The organism is Xanthomonas sp. NCPPB 2632 (genome assembly GCF_041228075.2).
Taxonomy (GTDB): Bacteria; Pseudomonadota; Gammaproteobacteria; order Xanthomonadales; family Rhodanobacteraceae; genus Luteibacter.
In genome coordinates this window covers 2,830,738-2,848,620 of sequence record NZ_CM192979.1, presented here as the reverse complement: position 1 = coordinate 2,848,620, position 17,883 = coordinate 2,830,738, and the positions used below count along the sequence as shown (strand labels likewise).

General features: G+C 65.9%; 12 protein-coding genes. 10 read left to right on the top strand and 2 right to left on the bottom strand.

What is annotated here, in order from left to right:
* Positions 1–4 precede the first annotated feature (4 nt).
* The gene (locus AB8808_RS11990; protein WP_369929649.1) at positions 5–1,522 is read right to left on the bottom strand and encodes a methyl-accepting chemotaxis protein; all 1,518 of its coding nucleotides are present in this window, start codon (positions 1,520–1,522) and stop codon (positions 5–7) included.
* Positions 1,523–1,721: 199 nt separating this feature from the next.
* On the opposite strand from AB8808_RS11990, the gene AB8808_RS11985 reads away from it, so the two are divergent.
* Entirely contained in the window at positions 1,722–2,204 is a 483-nt protein-coding gene (locus AB8808_RS11985; RefSeq protein WP_369929647.1) for a DUF1203 domain-containing protein, read from the top strand.
* Here AB8808_RS11985 and AB8808_RS11980 read toward each other — a convergent pair.
* Positions 2,201–5,125, bottom strand: a complete 2,925-nt coding sequence (locus tag AB8808_RS11980; RefSeq protein WP_369929645.1) for a TonB-dependent receptor — start codon at positions 5,123–5,125, stop codon at positions 2,201–2,203. The genes AB8808_RS11985 and AB8808_RS11980 overlap by 4 nt on opposite strands.
* A gap of 313 nt (positions 5,126–5,438) precedes the next feature.
* Here AB8808_RS11980 and AB8808_RS11975 point away from each other — a divergent pair, with 313 nt between their 5' ends.
* From AB8808_RS11975 to AB8808_RS11935, 9 genes are all read left to right on the top strand, one after another.
* Positions 5,439–5,609 carry a hypothetical protein gene (locus AB8808_RS11975; RefSeq protein ID WP_369929643.1) on the top strand — a complete coding sequence of 57 codons (171 nt, stop codon included), beginning with the start codon at positions 5,439–5,441 and terminating at the stop codon, positions 5,607–5,609.
* Positions 5,610–5,809: 200 nt separating this feature from the next.
* Positions 5,810–8,611, top strand: coding sequence for a TonB-dependent receptor (locus AB8808_RS11970; RefSeq protein WP_369929641.1), 2,802 nt, complete (start codon positions 5,810–5,812; stop codon positions 8,609–8,611).
* Between the two features lie 2 nt (positions 8,612–8,613).
* Positions 8,614–10,521 carry a beta-galactosidase gene (locus tag AB8808_RS11965; protein ID WP_369929640.1) on the top strand — a complete coding sequence of 636 codons (1,908 nt, stop codon included), beginning with the start codon at positions 8,614–8,616 and terminating at the stop codon, positions 10,519–10,521.
* Positions 10,518–11,903 (top strand): APC family permease, encoded by a 1,386-nt coding sequence (locus tag AB8808_RS11960; protein ID WP_369929638.1) that lies wholly within the window; start codon positions 10,518–10,520, stop codon positions 11,901–11,903. The genes AB8808_RS11965 and AB8808_RS11960 overlap by 4 nt, the downstream gene beginning before the upstream one ends.
* Positions 11,882–12,829 (top strand): carbohydrate kinase family protein, encoded by a 948-nt coding sequence (locus AB8808_RS11955; protein WP_369929636.1) that lies wholly within the window; start codon positions 11,882–11,884, stop codon positions 12,827–12,829. The genes AB8808_RS11960 and AB8808_RS11955 overlap by 22 nt, the downstream gene beginning before the upstream one ends.
* The gene (locus AB8808_RS11950; RefSeq protein WP_369929634.1) at positions 12,807–14,222 is read left to right on the top strand and encodes a family 4 glycosyl hydrolase; all 1,416 of its coding nucleotides are present in this window, start codon (positions 12,807–12,809) and stop codon (positions 14,220–14,222) included. The genes AB8808_RS11955 and AB8808_RS11950 overlap by 23 nt, the downstream gene beginning before the upstream one ends.
* Positions 14,223–14,290: 68 nt before the next feature.
* Positions 14,291–14,923, top strand: coding sequence for a nucleoside/nucleotide kinase family protein (locus tag AB8808_RS11945; RefSeq protein WP_369929633.1), 633 nt, complete (start codon positions 14,291–14,293; stop codon positions 14,921–14,923).
* Positions 14,924–14,950: 27 nt separating this feature from the next.
* Positions 14,951–16,360, top strand: coding sequence for a sugar porter family MFS transporter (locus AB8808_RS11940; protein ID WP_369929631.1), 1,410 nt, complete (start codon positions 14,951–14,953; stop codon positions 16,358–16,360).
* A 76-nt stretch (positions 16,361–16,436) separates the two neighbouring features.
* Positions 16,437–17,522 carry a serine hydrolase gene (locus AB8808_RS11935; protein ID WP_369929629.1) on the top strand — a complete coding sequence of 362 codons (1,086 nt, stop codon included), beginning with the start codon at positions 16,437–16,439 and terminating at the stop codon, positions 17,520–17,522.
* Positions 17,523–17,883 lie beyond the last annotated feature (361 nt).

The window sequence follows — 17,883 nt, the reverse complement described above, 5'->3', positions numbered from 1 at the left end:
CGCGTCAGGTGGCGAAGTTGTTGACGGTGGCACTCAGTTCGCTGGCGCCTTCCTTCAGCCCACCGCACGCCCGGGCAATGTCGTCGCATGTGGCCGCCGTCTTCTCGGTTTCCTCGGCGATATGTTGCACGGCGGTGGCGACTTCCCGCGCCGCCACGGCCTGTTCCTCGGCGCCACAGGAGATTTCCGACATGGCCTGGGTGGTGTTGACCACGCCGAACAGGATCTTGTCGAAGGCAGCCGAGGCTTCCTTCGATATCTGGCTGCCCTGCGAGACGCGCCTGGTGGACTCGGCGATCAGCTTGGATATTTCCTTGGCGGCCTGCGAGGACCGTTCGGCCAGCTTGCGCACCTCGTCGGCGACCACGGAGAAGCCCAGGCCGTGCTCACCCGCGCGTGCCGCCTCGATCGCCGCATTGAAGGCGAGCAGGTTGGTCTGGCTGGCGATTTCACCGATCACCTTGCTGATGTCGCCGATATCTTCCGACGACTTGTTGATCAGGTCCATCGACTCGATGGACTTTTCCAGCGCCTTGGCGCCACGTTCGGCTTCCTGCTGCGTATCCTTGGCCAGCCGGTCGGCGCTCTGCGCGTTGCTGGCAATGGAACTGATGGACGCGGTCAGCTCTTCGATGGTGGCGTTCATTTCCTCCACCGTGGCTCCCAGCAGCTGGGCGCCGGCCGCCATGTCGTTGGACTGCTGGGCAATTTGCGTAGACGCGGACGAGAAGTCCTCCGCGCGCCGCTTGACCAGTTCTTCCAGCTCGCCCTGGAACGTGACGTCGGCGGCGAACTTCACGATCTTCTGCAGCTTGCCGTTGCCGTCGTAGATCGGGTTGTAGCTTGCCTGCAACCAGACGCGCCGCCCACCCTTGGCCAGGCGGCGATAACGACCGGAGTCGAATTCACCGCGACGCAACCGTTCCCAGAACGCCGCATAGTCCGGGCTGGACGTATAGGCGTCGTCACACAGCTTGCGATGGTGCTGGCCGATGAGCTCGTCTGCCGTGTAACCGACCACAGCCAGAAAATTGGCGTTGGCGGCGATCACGTGACCGCCGAGGTCGAACTCGATCACGGCCTGGGACTTGTCCAGCGCGGTCATCTTGCCGTCCAGTTCCGCGGACCTGTCCACCAGCGTGGTGATCTCGGTGGCGAACTTGACGACCTTGTATGGCTTGCCTTCGGTATCGAAGACGGGGTTGTACGAGGCACTGAGCCAGACCTCGCGACCGTCCGCGCCGATGCGCTTGAACTCGCCCACCTCGGGGTTTCCGGCGGAAAGGCGCTGCCAGAACGTCGCGTAATCGTGGCTGGCGGCGAAGGCGGGCTCGCAGAACAGTCGATGGTGTTTCCCGACCACGGCATCGGACGTGTAACCGAGCACGTCCAGGAAATTCTGGTTGGCGGTCAAGACCGTGCCGTGCAGGTCGAACTCGATGATGGCCTGGACACGATGCAGCGCGTCGTTCATCGCCTTCAGGTCGTTCAGTTCCAGCGTCTCGCTCGCGTTCGTGCCCATGACGTCTCTCGATCTGTGTGAGTAGACGTTTTATCGCCTCAAATTCGGCAAACTTGAGCGGGCTTTGCCGAATTCCGCGACTTTCATTGATAAATCAGGTTTTTTCCTAGGAGGAAGTCATGTGAGGACGTGACAAGATCCGGATAGCGCGGCAACGCGCCGTTGGAGAGGATCGCATCACTCCCACCGGAATGAAGCCATGTCCTTTCGCATCCGCGGTCTCGATCCCGCCCCCTTTCTCGCTTACTACGGCCTCGACGACGCCGCACTGGCCGCACGAGGCGCGCTACGCGTCATCGCCGCCGACGACACGGGTTACCCCGAGCGTGTCGAACTGCGCGCGGCGCGCCGTGGTGAGACCTTGCTGTTGCTCAACTACGAACACCAGCCGATCGCCGGCCCGTATCGCGCCAGCCACGCGATCTTCGTGCGTGAAGGCGCCACGCAGGCCTACGACGCCGTGGACGAGGTACCCGAGGTGATGCGCGTGCGGCAGCTTTCGCTGCGTGGCTTCGATGCGCGCGGGCACATCGCCCAGGCGCTGCTCGTGCCTGGCACGCAGGTGCCGGAGGCAGCGCGGCAGCTGTTCGCCAACGATGCGGTTCGCTACATCCACGCGCACTACGCGGCGTACGGCTGCTACGCCGCACGCCTCGACCGCATCGACTCTGCGCTGGCCTAGAGCTTGTAGTTGATCCCGAACATCACCGTGCGCCCGTACGTGTCGAACTCCAGCGGCCGGGCCACCTTCACGCCGCTGGGCAGGCTGAGGATCTGCTGGGTCTTCATCGGCGAGTCGGTGAGGTTGTTGACCTGCAACAGGATCGACAGCCCGTTCCAGGTGCCGTGGTCGAAGGCATAACCGAGCTGGAAGTCGGTCTGCTTGTCGGCCAGCACCTGGGTGTAGCCCAGCTGGTCGAACAGGGCCACGGCCTCGCCGGTGAACGACGAACGGTAACGCTCGGCGACACGCACCGACCAGCCGTACTTTTCGTAGTAGAGCGCCAGGTTGGCGACTTTCCTCGACAAGCCGGGCAGGGTGGACGGACTGCCGGGGATGCTGGACACCGCGCTCACCGGCAGGCTGCTGTTGGTCAGCGAGAAGTTGGCCTGCACGCCGAAACCGTCGAGCGCGCGCGAGAGCAGCCCGCCTTCCAGCGAGCCGGACAGCTCCAGGCCCTGCATCTTGCCGCCGGTGCCGTTCTCCGGCCGGGTGAACGAGCCGCGTGTGCTGGTCGGCACCAGGGTGGGGGTGTCGTTCGTGTAGCCCGAGAAGTCGTAGTCCAGGGTGGTCTGGTTGTAGATGTAGTTCAGCAGGTTCTTGTTGAACACCGCCACGGCCACGTAGCTGGCCGTGCCGAAGTATTTTTCCCACGACAGGTCCGCGCCCACCGCGATATACGGCTTCAGCTTCGGGTTGCCGCCGCTGCCCGACCACAGCACCTGGCCCGCGGCCGGGCCTTCGGTCACCTGAGCGACGCCCGCGGAGGTCGCCACCTTCTCGTCGTCGATCCGTCCGCGTGCCATGGTCTTGGCCAGGCCGAAGCGCAGGAACTGCTTGTCCGACACTTCCGCGGCCAGGTTCAGGCTGGGCAGGACCTTGCTGTACTTCGTGCCGTCGGAGATACGACCGACCAGGGTGTCGCCGTTGCTTTGCAATGCATCCGACGACTGGTCGGTCTTCACTGCCTGCACGCCGACGTTGCCGCGCAATGGCACGTCACCCAGGTTTGTATCGATGTTGAACTTGACATAGGCGACGGGAACCTTTTCCTCGACCGTGTAGTTACGGCTCAAGTCGCCCTGGCGGTTACGCAGGGTCTTATAGAACTGGCTGTTGAGTGCCCGTACCACATTGTAGTTGACCACACCGGGAAAACCACCGTAGCTGAGATCGGAGATACCGCTGAGCAACGACGGATCGATGGGTGCGGCAAAGCCGGGCAGGTAGTCCGCGGCCGTGGAGCCGTTGCCGTTGAGCCAAGCGTAATAGACGTCCGCCTGCTTGGTCTTCGTGCGGTCGGAATAATTCACGCCGACGTTCACGTCGCTGAAGATCCAGCCCACGGGATGGCTGACTTCCAGGCGGAAGGCCTTGATCGTGTCCTTCTGCTTGTCGAACTCCTCGCGACCGTTGTACCCGTAGTTGTTGGGGTCGGTGAAGAACATCGCGGACGGGTCCGCGAAGTCCACGCCGGGGCGGAAGTCGGGGAAATGCTCGTGGACCGGCGTGGCGAAGTCCGTGGACGAGGTGGCCTGGTCGGGCAGGCCGGCGAACAGGTAGGCGTCGTGCAGGTTCTTCTTCGCCGTGGAATACGACAGGTCGGCGGTGAGCGCCCAGCCGTTACCGAAGTCGTACTGATTGTTCCATCCGGCCGAGAACAGCTTGTCGTGTTCGCGGGTGTAGTCGTTCTGCAGAATCGACTTCAGACCGTCGATGTGGCCTGTAGTGACGATGGGGTAGGGGAGTGCCGGAACGACGCCGACGTTGGAATACGACACGTTATCGTACGGGCTGCTCGACCACTGCGCGCCGTTGAGGAAGGTTTTCTGGTTGAACGTGGAGTAGTACAGGTCCAGCGTGGAGTGGTAGTGGTCGTCCGGCGCCCACTCCAGCACGGTCATCAGGCCGTTGCGCAGCTGCTTTTCGGATTTGGCGCGCAACTGGCCGCCTTCCTGCGACAGCACGCCGTCCGGCAAGCCGGGCGTCCGCCGCACACCCTGGGATTCGATGCCCTGCGGCCCGTTGTCCACGCTCCACCACCAGGCCTGGTACTGCTTTTCCTGCACCGGCGAATCCAGCTGGGCCACGCCCACGGCCAGGCCCAGGGTGTGGTCGAAGAACTGGTCGATGTACGAGAAGCTGGCCCGGTGGCCGGCATCGCCGACGCCCGAGCCATGGTTGAGGCTGCCATTGGAGTTGGTCTCGCCACGCAGGTTGGCGGCGAAGGTGCGCTTGGGCAGGTCCAGCGGCTTGATGGTGTGCAGGTCCACCGTGCCGGACAGGCCCTGGCCGATCAGGCTGGCATCCGGTGTCTTGTAGACGGCCGCCCCGCTGATCAGCTCGGACGGGTACTGGTCGAAATCGACGCCGCGGTTCTCGCCGATGGTGGCCTGTTCACGTCCGTTGAGCGTGGTGCCGGCGAAATCCGGCGACAGGCCGCGAATGGAGATCTGGTTCGCGCGGCCGTCCACACGCTGCGTGGCCAGACCGGAAAGACGGGCCAGGCTTTCGGCGATGCTGCTGTCCGGCAGCTTGCCGATGTCCTCGGCCGAGATCGCCTCGATGATGTTGTTCGAGTTGAGCTTGGCTTTCAGCGCGCTCTGGATGCTGCCCTGGATGCCGGTGACCACCACGGCGTCTAGGTTGCTCGCCGCATCCGGATTGGCGGGACGCTTGTCCTTCTCCTTGTCCTTTTCCGCGTCGGTGCGCTTCGGCGGTACGGTATTTGCCGATTTCGTGCCTGCGTCGGTGGGCGGCGGCGTCGTTTCCTGCGCGAGTGCAAGATCGGCGCCGAGCAAGGCGAACGCGGCGGCGCACGCGATGGCGAGCGGGCGGTGGGTGAGCGGCAAGACACGGCCCTGCGTCTGTCGACGATTCATCGAAGTCCCTGCAAATGCGATTGAGTGGACGATGCTCCCCATACCGCATCGCGGCGCGAGGATGCGCGACCCTCGGCGACGTGTCATCGTGCATCGCAGCACGGCCCGGGTTGTGGGGCCGCTTCGGGCAGATCGCTCGTGGTGCGTCGCAACATACCGTGGTATATGCATTTTTGGCCGTTGACGCCGTTTTTACAGTGCGCTATATCTGCACCACGCGCATCGCATGCAACCCATGCCATCGCGTACCTTCCCGGCATCCTTGGGGTATGCCGGCACGCAGCTCGCGATGAATGACGGACAGACCGCTACGATGCGTCGCCCCGATTCCAACGAAGAAAACGCCAGCTGCGCCTTCGCGCCCCGTCCGTTCGCGCACGTGAGGGCCGATGGCCATCCGATCCTCGCACGGGCAAAGCTCAGCGCGCTGCGTTCCCGCGGCAAGTGCGTCGCCGGCTATTCGCCGCCTCGCCTCTCCCGCTGATCCAAAAAATCGATCTAAAAAAATACCGCTGATCGGCACGTTCACCCGTCCGTCGTGATGCCGCCGCGCGCCCGCTGATGCAGGCGTGGGCGTCGTGTCACGTACCGTCCGCGCGACGAACCCGCTGGTCAGTCTGTACGCGCAGGGCGCGGCGTCGAGCCGTGCCTGTTTCCAAGGCACTTTCAGGGTGGGGGTGGGTCGTGGGTATCGATAAGGGTTATAGCAAGAAGTATCTGGCGCTGGCCGTGTGTGCCGTGTTGTCCAGCAGCGTGTTCGCACAGGATGCCGCGCCGGCTGCCACGCCGCCGGCCAAACCGGCCGCCACGGATGCGAAGGGCGCCCCGGCCAAGCCGGACAAGGCCGTGCAGATGAAGGCGCTGAGCGTGGTGGCCAACCGCTACGACGCCACCGACATGCGGATGGACGCCATCAATACGGTGGATGTGTTGTCCGCCGCCGACCTGCAGCGCACCGCGGTGCATAACGTCGCCGAGGCACTGGGTTTGATGTCGGGTGTCAATGTGACCACCACGGGCTCCGGCTATTTCGGCGGCATCGACGGTGCGGCCCGCGGCGAAGGCATGTTCACCTCGGTGCGCGGCCTGCCTTCGGAATACAACGTCAACCTGGTCAACGGCAGCAACGTGGCCCAGGGCATGCCGTACAGCCGCAGCGTGCAGCTGAGCCTGCTGCCGCCCACGGGCCTGCAGACCATCGTGCTCAACAAGACCTCCACGGCCGACATGGACGGCGACGCCATCGGCGGCACCATCGACTTCCGCACGCCCAGCGCGTTCGACTACAAGAAGGATTTCAGCGGCAGCGTCACCACCAGCGGTCGCCTGGAAAGCCGGGCGCGTAACTACGGCGGCAGCGGCCTGGGCAGTGGCCTGGCCGGTGAGCTGCAGGGCAAATTCGGTGAGCGCAAGCAGTTCGGCATCTACGTCAGCGGCTATTACGACTACCGCAACATCGCCAACAGCGAGATCGGCGCGGCGGAAAGCGCCTCCAACGACGGTTCGTGGGCGTTCCTGCACGCCACGGCGACGGGTGCCAGCGCACCGGGTTACGACCCGGCGCGCAACCTGACCAGCCTGGGCACCAACGTGGGTATCGCATCCGGCTTCGAGCGCCGCTATGGCGGCAACATCTCGCTGGACTGGTACGTGGACCCGTCGCTCATGGCGTATGCGCGCATGACCTATGCCTACGCGCTGACCGAGCAGAACACCACCTACAGCCAGTTGCTGCCGCAGAACGTCACCTATGTACCGTCGGCCACGGCGGGTGAGTACACGCCGAACATCGGGCGGATCGCCAACCGCTTCTGGTTCGAGACCAACCCCGAGCGCGCCGACCTGGCGACCATCCAGCTGGGCGCGGACAAGACCGCCGGCGGCTGGACCATCTCGCCCAACGTGTTCTGGAGCATCGGCCGCAACGACCGCCCCGCGCACGTCGAGATCGACGGCCGCGAGGACAAGTACTCGCAGGACAACTTCGCCTACAACCGCAGTTCGCTGCTGCGCTACGGCGGCAACGGGTTCCCGTATCCGGTGCTGACGCCGGGCCTGCTGAACTCGGTGAACAACCTGCAGAACATGTACGCGAACGATTATGGCGAGGTGACCGACATCCGCTCGGGGCAGAAGCGCGGCGGTGCCAAGCTGGACCTGCGCTACGATTTCGACGGCGGCTCGCTGCAGTCGATCAAGTTCGGTGTGAAGTACAGCGACAGCGTGCGCGAATTCACCAACCGCGACTATTCCACCGGCGGCATCAACGACGGCACCACCACGCTGGACGACCTGGGCATCTTCAAGGGCTACTACAACCAGATCTACCCGGGCAAGTTCGCCTGGCGTACGCCCAACGTCAGCCGCGCGGCCGTGGCGGCCCTGATCGACGGTCACGTGCAGCCCTCGGACCTGGATACGTGCAGCCAGCTGGACGTCAACAACTACAACTGCGATACGATGCGCGGCACCGAGGCGGTCACCGCGGCGTACGGCATGGCGACCTTCCAGAGTGGCCCGTGGGAAGTCATCCCCGGCGTCCGCTTCGAGCACACGTCCATCCGCAACACCTTCTGGACGACGCCGCAGGATGCGGACGGCAACGAGCAGCCCGGCTTCTTCTCGAACAACCGCACGGTGTACAACGAGCCGCTGGGCAGCGTGTTCGTCAACTTCCGGCCGGAAGGCAACATCGTCTACCGCGGCGCCATCTGGCAGAGCTACACGCGGCCGGCGTTCGTCCAGCTGGGCGGCGGCTCGCAGATCAACGTGTCCGACGGCGTCACCACCATCACCAGCGGCAACCCCAACCTGAAGCCGATCAAGGCCACCAACGTGGACCTGGGCGCGGAGTGGACCACGCACAACGGTGGCTACGTGGCGTTGTCCAGCTATTACAAGAAGCTGCGTGACTACATCTACGACAGCGGCGGCGGCCAGGCCAACCCGAACACGTCCGGCGTGGGCACGGTGCTGACCAAGACGCCGACCAACGGCGGCGACGGCCATGTCTACGGCCTGGAAGCCACCTACCGGCAGAAGTTCCAGAACCTGCCGGAGCCGTTCGACGGCCTGGGCTTCAGCGTGAACGCCACGCGGCAGAACTCCAAGGTGGACCTGGGACGCGAAGGCTTCGGCAACGAGCGCCTGCAGTCGGCACCGCAGCGCATGGCCAATGCGGAGCTGTTCTACGAGAAGGGCGGTTTCTCGCTCAACCTCAGCTACCACTACACCGGCTCGTACCTGTCCACGTACGATTTCCTCAACCAGGGTGCGCCGTGGGACGACCTGTGGATTCGCCCGATCCGTCGCGTCGACCTGCATGCCGGCTACCTGCTGTCCAACGGGCTGCAGTTCGACCTGCAGGTCAGCAACCTCACCAAGCAGAACTCGTACTGGTCGCACATCGGTCGTAATAGCCTGGTCAACTCGGATATCGTCAATGCCGGCATGACCACGCTGGTGACCGTGAAGTACTCGTTCTGAGCATGCAGCGCCGCCAGTTCCTCGCCTTGTCGCTGCTCACCCCGCTTGCGTTCGCCGGACGCGGGTGGGCGGCGACGTCGGGTAGCCCGGTGCCGGCGGTGGCGCCGGACGGCAAACCGCACGCGTTCGGTTTCGGTCATCGACAGTTCCTGCTGGACGGCCGGCCGTTCCGCGTGCACAGCGGCGAGATGCATCCCGCACGCATCGCCCGCGAGCACTGGCGACACCGGATTCGCATGGCGCGGGCGATGGGGCTGAACACGGTGGCCCTCTACGTGATGTGGAACCACCACGAGCGCGAGCCGGGCGTGTTCGATTTCAGCAGCGACAATCGGGATATCGTCGCCTTCATCCGCCTGTGTGCGGAGGAGGGCATGTGGGTGTACCTGCGCCCCGGGCCGTATATCTGCGGGGAATGGACCAACGGCGGCCTGCCGGCGTGGCTGTTGCGCGACCCGGACACGCGCCTGCGCACTCGCGACGATCCGCGTTACATGACCGCGGTGCGCCGCTACATCGCCGCGCTGGCCCCGCGGATCGCGCCGCTGATGGCCGGTGCGGGCGGCCCGGTGCTCATGCTGCAGATCGAGAACGAATATTCGATGTTTGCCGACGACGTCGGCTACCTGGATGCCTTGCGCGACCTGTGGCGTGAGCATGGTATCGAAGGGCCGTTCTCCGTCTCCGATGGCTGGAAGGATCTGCAACGTCGCAAGGCCTATCCGAAAAGCACCGCGCTGGGCCTTGACGGTGCCGACGTGGCCGAGCTGGTGAAGGGCAGGGGCTTTGCCGGCGAATCGCCGGTGTGGCTTGGCGAGGGATATCCGGGCTGGCTGACCCATTGGGGCGAGCCGGGCTTTGCCACGAAGGACCTGGTGGAGCCGTTGCGCCGGGTGATGCAGGCGGGTTATTCGTTCAATCTCTATGTCGTCCACGGCGGCAGCAATTTCGGACTGACCGCGGGGTCCAACGCGGAAGACGACGGGTCGCAGTTCCAGCCCGTCATCACCAGCTACGACTACGGCGCGCCGATCGACGAGCGCGGCGCCGCTACATCGCAGTACCACCGCCTGCGTGAGGTGATCCGGGAGGCGACGAAGGTCGAGCCGCCAGCGTTGCCGCCGGGGCCACCGACAGCCACCTTCGTCACGGTGACGGCGCAGCCGTTCGCCTCGTTGTGGGACAACCTGCCGGGCGAGGGAGTGACCCTGCCGTCCCCCGGCCCGAACGAGATCCTGTTCGGGCAGGACCAGGGCCTGGTGGTGTATCGCAAGCGCATCGCGTCCGCGGGCGTGCTGCGGCTGGAAAACGTGCGCGACTATGCGGTGGTTCACGTAGAGGGACGCGAGACGGGCGTGGTGTCGCGCGTCGTGCATGCCTCGCTGAACTCAGGGCCCGACGTGACCTTGCCCGCGATGCCTCCTGCCGGCGGCGTGCTGGAGATCCTCGTCGATACCTTCGGTCTCATCAATTTCGGTCCGCGGCTGGGCGACCACAAGGGACTGATCGGGCCCGTGTCGCTGGACGGTGCACCCCTGCACGACGTGCAGGCCTGGCCGTTGCCGCTGGACGATGCCTGGTTGCGCGACCTGCGGCCGTTGCAGTCGCCGCCGCGGCGGGGCGGGGTGTTCTTCAAGGCCACCGTGCAGGTCGATGCTCCCGGTGATGTGTACATCGACGTGACGAGCTGGGCCAAGGGCTATCTCTGGGTCAACGGGCACCTGCTCGGGCGATACTGGAACATCGGGCCGCAACAGCGGCTGTTCTGCCCGGGGCCTTGGTTGAAGGCGGGGGCGAACGAGGTGCTATTGCTGGACCTGCACCGGACGGAAGGCGCCGCCGTGGCCGCGGCGACCTCGCTGGCTTCGACGGTGCCCGCCACCCGCCGTCCCGACGGAGGCACGGCATGAGCACCGTCGGGCGTCTGCGCACGCCGGAGGACGGTAGCCCCGCCGACGCGACGGGCGTGCCGCCGCGCGCGATCGGGTTCTGGGGTGGATTGTCGGCCAACGTGCTGAACATGATCGGGATCGGGCCGTTCGTGACGATTCCGCTGGCGTTGTCCGCGCTGGCCGGGCCATCGGTGCTGTTGGGCTGGATCGCCGGCGCCTTGCTGTGCCTGTGCGACGGGCTGGTCTGGGCCGAGCTGGGTTCCACCATTCCCGAGTCTGGCGGCCCCTACCATTACCTGCGCGAGGCCTATGGGCGCGACAAGGCCGGGCGCCTGTTCGGGTTCCTGTACCTCTGGCAGACGCTGCTCACCGCGCCGTTGTCGATCGGCTCGGCGGCCGTGGGCTTCGCTCAATATGCGGGTTTCCTGATCCCGTCGCTGGGCGACACGGGCCGGGCGCTGATCGCGGCAGGATTGTGCCTGGTCAACACCGCGGTGCTCTACCGGCGCGTCGGGCAGATCCAGCGGTTGTCGGTGTTCGTCAGCGCGATCGTGGTCGCGGCCTGTGCCTGGATCGTCTTCAGCGGCATCACCCATTTCGACATGGCGGTGGCCCGCGGTTTCTTCGAAACGAAGATGCCCTCGTCGCATGGCTTCTGGCTGGGCCTGGGCGCCGTATCGCTGATCGCCGTCTACGATTACGGCGGCTACAACAACGTCTGCATGCTGGGCGGCGAAGTCAGGAACCCGCGGCGCACCATCCCCATGGCGGTGCTCGTCTCCATTCCGCTGGTGGCGTTGCTCTACATGGGCCTCAACCTGAGCATCCTGGGCGTGTTGCCCTGGGCGCAGGCGGCCCATTCCAAGGCGGTGGTGGCCGATTTCATGCAGGCGATCCACGGGCCTACCGGGGGCACGCTGGCGGTGCTGCTGATCCTGCTGGCCAGCTGGGGCTCCGCGCTGGTGGTGCTGCTGGGGTACTCGCGTGTGCCGTATGCGGCCGCGGCCGATGGCCAGTTCTTCCCCGTGTTCGCGCGGCTGCATCCGCGCGGGGGCTTCCCCACGGTGTCGTTGCTGTTCGTCGGTGCCACCTCGGCGGCGGCGTGTTTCCTCTCGCTGGAGCACCTGATCGCCACGTTGATGGTGACGCAGATCCTGTTCCAGTACATCGCGCAGTGCTTCGCCGTGGTGGCCCTGCGGCGTCGGCGCGCCGCGCCGGATGTGTTCCGCATGCCGTTGTATCCGCTGCCGCTGGTGATCAGCGTCGTCGGCTGGCTGTACCTGGTGGCGACGGCGGAAACCTCGTCGATCGTGGCCGCGGTGGTGGCGGTGTTCGCCGGCACCCTTCTTTTCCTGTGGCAAGCACGGAGGACACAGACGTGGCCCTTTCTCCCTCGCTGAAATCGTGGGACGTGGCCGTGGTCGGCGAGATCTACGCCGATCATGTGTTCAGCGGCTTTCCCGCGTGGCCCGGTCCCGGCGAAGAGGTGATCGCGCAGAACTACGTGCGTGAACTCGGCGGCGGCACGGTCAACACGGCCTGCGCGCTGTCCCGCCTGGGTCGCCGTGTGCGCCTGGTCGGCGTGATCGGCGATGCCGACCTCGACTGGTTCGAAGGCCGCCTGGCCGAGTTCGGCGTCGGCATGGACGGTATCCGCCTGGGCAGCGACGGCACCGGGATCACGGTCAGCGTCTCCACCGTCGAGGACCGCTCGTTCTTCACCTACCCGGGCGTGAACCGCGCACTGCCCGAACTGCTGGCCACGGCCGAGATCGTCGCCGACCTGGCCGCGGCACGGCACGTGCATTTCGCCATGCCGTTGCCACGCGACCTCGCCTCCACCCTGCTTCCGCTGTTGCGCCAGGCCGGCTGCACCACGTCGCTGGACGTCGGCTACAGCCCGGACTGGCTGCGCGATCCGGCCAACCACGCCAGCTGCCGCGACGTCGACCTGTTCCTGCCCAACGAGAAAGAGGCCGCACTGGTCGCCGGCAGCGATGCCCCCTCGGCCTATGAGGCCTGGTGCGCGTCGGTCGGCATCGGTCTGGCCGTCATGAAGCAGGGCGCCCAGGGGGCGTGGATCGCCGATGCGCGCGGTCTGCGCCGCGTACCGGCGCCGCGCATCGTGGCGGTCGATTCCACCGGCGCGGGCGATGCCTTCGACGCCGGCGTCATCGACGGCCTGCTCGACAACGAACCCATCGACGGCTGCGTCGAGCGTGGCTGCCTGTGTGGCGCCCTATGCACGACCGCGCCCGGCGCCCTTGCATCGCTTCCCCATCCCACGCACTTGAGGACCCTCCGTGAGCAAACGTACGGATCGTAAGATCGCATTGATCGGAGGCGGCGGTGTCCGCTCTCCCCTGGTGGTGTTCGGCGTCAACGAGGCGGCCGAGGCACTCGGCGCGTCCGAGATGGTGCTTTACGACCCGGATCCCGCGCGCCTGCGCATCATGGTCGACCTGGGCAAGGCGGTGATCCGCCGGTTCGGCGGCGACCTGCGGCTACGCGGCGCCACCTCGCTGGAAGACACCATCGAAGGCGCCGATTTCGTGCTCAACAGCATCCGCATCGGCGGCATCGCCGGGCGCGCGGCGGACGAGCGCACGTCGATCGACCACGGTTATCCCGGCCAGGAAACCACCGGCCCCGCCGGCGTCGCCATGGCCCTGCGCACCATTCCCATCGCGATCGAGCAGGCGCGGCTGGTGGAACGGTTGAGCCCCGAGGCCTGGCTGGTCAACTTCACCAACCCCGCAGGGCTCATCACCCAGGCGGTGAGCGACCACAGCAAGGCGCGCATCGTCGGTATCTGCGACACGCCCACCGAGCTGTTCCACAACATCGCCCACGCCCTGGGCGAGCCTGCCGCGGACGTCGAGTGCGACTACGTCGGCCTCAACCACCTCGGCTGGGTGCGCGGCGTGCGCGTGCGCGGCGAGGACGTGATCGACCGGCTGCTGGCCAGCGATGAACTGCTGCGCAAGCTCTACCTGGCGCCGCTGTTCGACTTCGACATGATCCGCACCCTGCGGCTGATCCCCACCGAATACCTGTTCTTCTACTACGAGCGGCAGCGCGCGCTGGTCAACCAGCGCAAGCAGGGCGGCAGCCGCGGTGGTGAGATCCAGCGGCTCAACGACGAGTTGCTGTCCAGCCTCACCGCACGCCTGGATGCCGGTGACGGCGACACGGCGGTGGATATCTACGCGGCCTACCTCAACCAGCGTTCCGGTTCGTACATGAAACTGGAAGCCGAGGGCGGCTCCGCCTTCGACCAGGGCGTCAGCCTGCAGGGCGACCCGTTCCGCGTCGCCACGGGCTACCACCGCATCGCCATCGACGTGATGAGCGCGCTGACCGGCGCCAAACCGGCGCGTATCGTCGTCAACACGCGCAACGGCGGTGCGCTGCCGGACCTGCCGGACAACGATATCGTCGAGATCGCGTCGGACATCTCGCTGGACTCCATCGTGCCGCGTCCCATCGCGCCGCTGCCGGATGCGGTGAACGGCCTGGTGCGTTCGGTCAAGGCGTATGAGCGTGCGGCGATCGCCTCGGTGCTGGAAGACCGTCGCCTCGAGGCGCGCAAGGCCATGCTGATCCATCCGGCGATCGGCCAATGGACGCCCTCGGGCGATCTGCTGGATGCGTTGCTGGGGCATGCGAACGAAGACGGCGAATGCCTGTGCCAGGGCCCGGTGCATCGCCACGCATAAGCCGTTTCATCTTGCGCACACACTTCCTTCATTAGCTTTTGTCGGACTTATTCCACCGGCAGAAGCCCTTGATCGATTCCACAGCGATCGAACGCCTGGACGCACTCGTGCAGGGCGGCGGTCGCCGCATCCTCGGTATCGCCGGCTTGCCGGGCGCGGGCAAGTCCACGCTCGTCGCGCAAATCCTCGAGCACGTCGGCCCCCATGCGGTCGGCGTGCCGATGGATGGTTTCCATCTGGCCAATGCGGAACTGTCCCGCCTTGACCGCGCGTCGCGCAAGGGCGCTCCCGATACCTTCGACGCCGCCGGTTACGTGGCGTTGCTGCGCAGGCTGCGCGACCCTGTGCCTGACGAGATCGTCTATGCGCCGGCCTTCCATCGCGAGATCGAGGAGCCGGTGGCCGGTGAGATCGCCGTGCCCGCCGATGCCCGGTTGATCGTCACCGAAGGCAATTACCTGCTGCTGGATGCGGATGGCTGGCAGGACGTGCACGGCCTGCTCGACGAGGTGTGGTTCGTCGACGTGGACGACGTCCAGCGTCGCGAGCAGCTGTTGCAGCGGCATATGCACTACGGGCGCACGCGGCAAGCCGCGCTCGACTGGATCGAACACACCGACGAACCCAACGGCCGCCGCATCGCGGCGACGGCGGGTCGTGCGGATTTCAACGTGCGGGTCAGCCTCGATGCGACCGCATGACCTCGTTCGACGTGTAAGGAGACAGGCATGCAAGCGGTAAATCCCTCCAACGCAGACAGCGCCGGTGGCAGCACCGGCCTGGTGGTCGGCATCGCGGTGATCGCCGCGCTCGGCGGACTGCTGTTCGGCTACGACACCGGCGTGATCGGCGTCGCGCTCCTGGGCCTCGGCCGTGAGTTCGCGATGGACGACACGACCAAGCAGCTGGTCACGGGCGCGATCATCTTCGGCGCGCTGTTCGGCTGCCTCGGCACCGGCCCGTTGTCCGATCGCCTCGGTCGCCGGCGCATGGTCATTTTCGTGGGCGTGCTGTTCGCGCTGGGCTCGATCGCGTCGGCCATGTCGACAAGCGTCGAGATGCTGATCGCGTCACGTTTCCTGCTGGGCCTGTCGGCCGGCAGTTCCACGCAGATCATCCCGGTGTACATCGCGGAAGTATCGCCGCCGAAGCATCGCGGCAAGATGGTGGTGCTTTTCCAGTTCATGGTGGTGTTCGGCATCACCGTGGCCTACTTCACGGGTTTCTTCCTGGGTGAGCACTGGCGCTGGATGTTCGGCCTGGGCCTGGTGCCGGCGGTGATCCTGCTGGGTGGCATGGCCATCCTGCCCGAGAGCCCGCGCTGGCTGGTGACCAAGGGGCGCAAGCAGGAGGCGATCGACGTACTGACCCGCGTGCGCGGTGATCGTGGCCTTGCCGAGCGCGAGGTGACCGAAATCGAGGGCGTGTCCGACAACCAGGAGACCGGCCGCTGGCGGGACCTGGCCAAGCCGTGGATCCGCCCGGCCGTGATCGTCGGCGCGAGCATCTCGATGTTTTCCCAGATCACCGGCAACAACGCGCTTATCTATTACGCCCCCACGATCCTGACCAAGGCCGGGTTCTCGGACAAGTGGGCCGTGCTGGGCACCGGCGGCAGCACGATCCTTGTCGTCATCATGACAGTCATCGGCAGCATCCTGGTCGACCGGATCGGTCGGCGTCGGTACCTGCTGTGGATGATCCCCGGCTCCATCGTGGCCCTGGTGGTCATGGGCATCCTGTTCGAAGGGCAGGGGCCGCAGACCGACCTTAGCCGCGTTCTGGTGGTGGCCTGCCTGGCCGCCTACCTGATGTTCAACTGCGGCGGCTTCGGCGTGTGCATCTGGCTGATCAATTCCGAGGTGTACCCGCTGTTCGTCCGCGGCAAGGGGGCCAGCCTGGGTGCTTTCAGTCACTGGTTCTTCGACCTGCTGGTAACACTGAGCACGTTGTCGCTGGTGACCTGGCTGGGTGCATCGCACACGTTCTGGCTGTATGCGGTGATCTCGCTGGGCGCACTGGTGTTCATCTACTACATGGTGCCCGAGACGATGGGCAAGAGCCTGGAACAGATCGAGCACGAGCTGCGCGAGGAACGCTTCTACCCGTTCCAGCAGAAGCGCATGAAGCATCGTTGACCTGGCAGCATCTCGCCCGCGAAAACGCCCAGGCGTGATCCAGCATGGCGTGCCTCAACCCAAGGAACCTCACGTGATGCTGAAGCCCAACCTTATCGCGCTGTCGCTGGCACTGGCCTTGTCCCTGGCGCCGTTGGCGGCGATGGCCGCGGGTGATGCCGCCGCTGCGGGCGTTCCCGCGGCTGCCGCCACGGGCGCCATGCCCGCCGCCATGGGCACCGATGCACCGAAGACCACCGGTGCGGCAGACCGATCGGCTGCCTTGCAGGTCGCGCTGCAGTCGCTTGCAGACAAGGCCAAGCCCGCCCACTTCGGCATCATCGTGATGAACCTGGACGACGGCACCACGGCGCGGGTCGGCGACGACCGCGCCTACATGCTGATGAGCGTGTTCAAGGCGCCGGTCGCCGCCGCCGTGTTGCATGGCGTGGACGCCGGCACGCTGCACCTCGACCAGACCGTGCACCTGACGCCGGCCGACGTGGTGGCGGGCTCCGCGGTGCCCTCGATCGGCACGCGGGCAGCGAAGGGTGCCATCAATGTCACGGTGGCCGAACTGCTGTCGGCGTCGGTTTCGCAGAGCGACAACACGGCCGTGGACGCGTTGATCAAGCTGCTCGGCGGTGGCCCCAAGGTCACGGCGTACCTCGACGGTAAAGGCGTGCACGGCATACGCATCGACGTGGGCGAGCGGGAGGTCGGGCAGGTGTTCGAAGGCCTGCCCGATGGCGCGGCGCCCCCGGTACACGAGACCGCGCAGGCCAGGGAAGCGCGGCTGCGTCGCGGCTACGAGACCGCCATCGCCATGCCGCAGAACACCACGACGCTGGACGGCGCGGCCACGTTCCTGCGCAAGCTGCAAGCCGGCGAACTACTGTCCCCTGTGTCGACGCGTTACCTGCTGTCGCTGATGCAGGCCCAGGTGGTGCCCACGCGTATTCGCGCCGGCCTGCCGGCGGGCTTCAGCATCGCTGACAAGACCGGTACCGGATCGAGTTACGGCAAGCGCATCGCCGCCTGGAACGACATGGCCATCGTGACCGCCCCGAACGGCAAGCGCGCGGTGGTGGCGGCGTTCCTGCGCGATACCGCGTCGACGGACGATCAGCGCGCGGCGTGGTTCAGGGAGTTGGGTGCGTTGGTGGCCGGGGAGCTTCGGTAGGGGGGTTGCGTTGATCGTGTCGTGTCGTGTCGTTCGCGCACATCGTGCGCTCCTACAATGGTTCGGCGGGTTTGATCGTTCGGCGGGTTTGATCGTTCGGCGGGTTTGATCGTTTGGCGTATTTGATCGTTCGGCGTGTTTGATCGTTTGGCGTGTTTGAGGGTTCGGTGCGTTTGTGCGTAGGAGCGCACGCGTGTGCGCGAACCCTCAACGTCGCTAAGACGAACGAGGCCATGCGCGACCTGAAGGCAGGCGTTTCCGCGCGCCCAGAAGAGCGAATAACGGATTCACGGAAGCGCTCGCAGCGATGGGGTGCATGGCTTCATTCGCCATAGCGACGTTGAGGGTTCGCGCACATCGT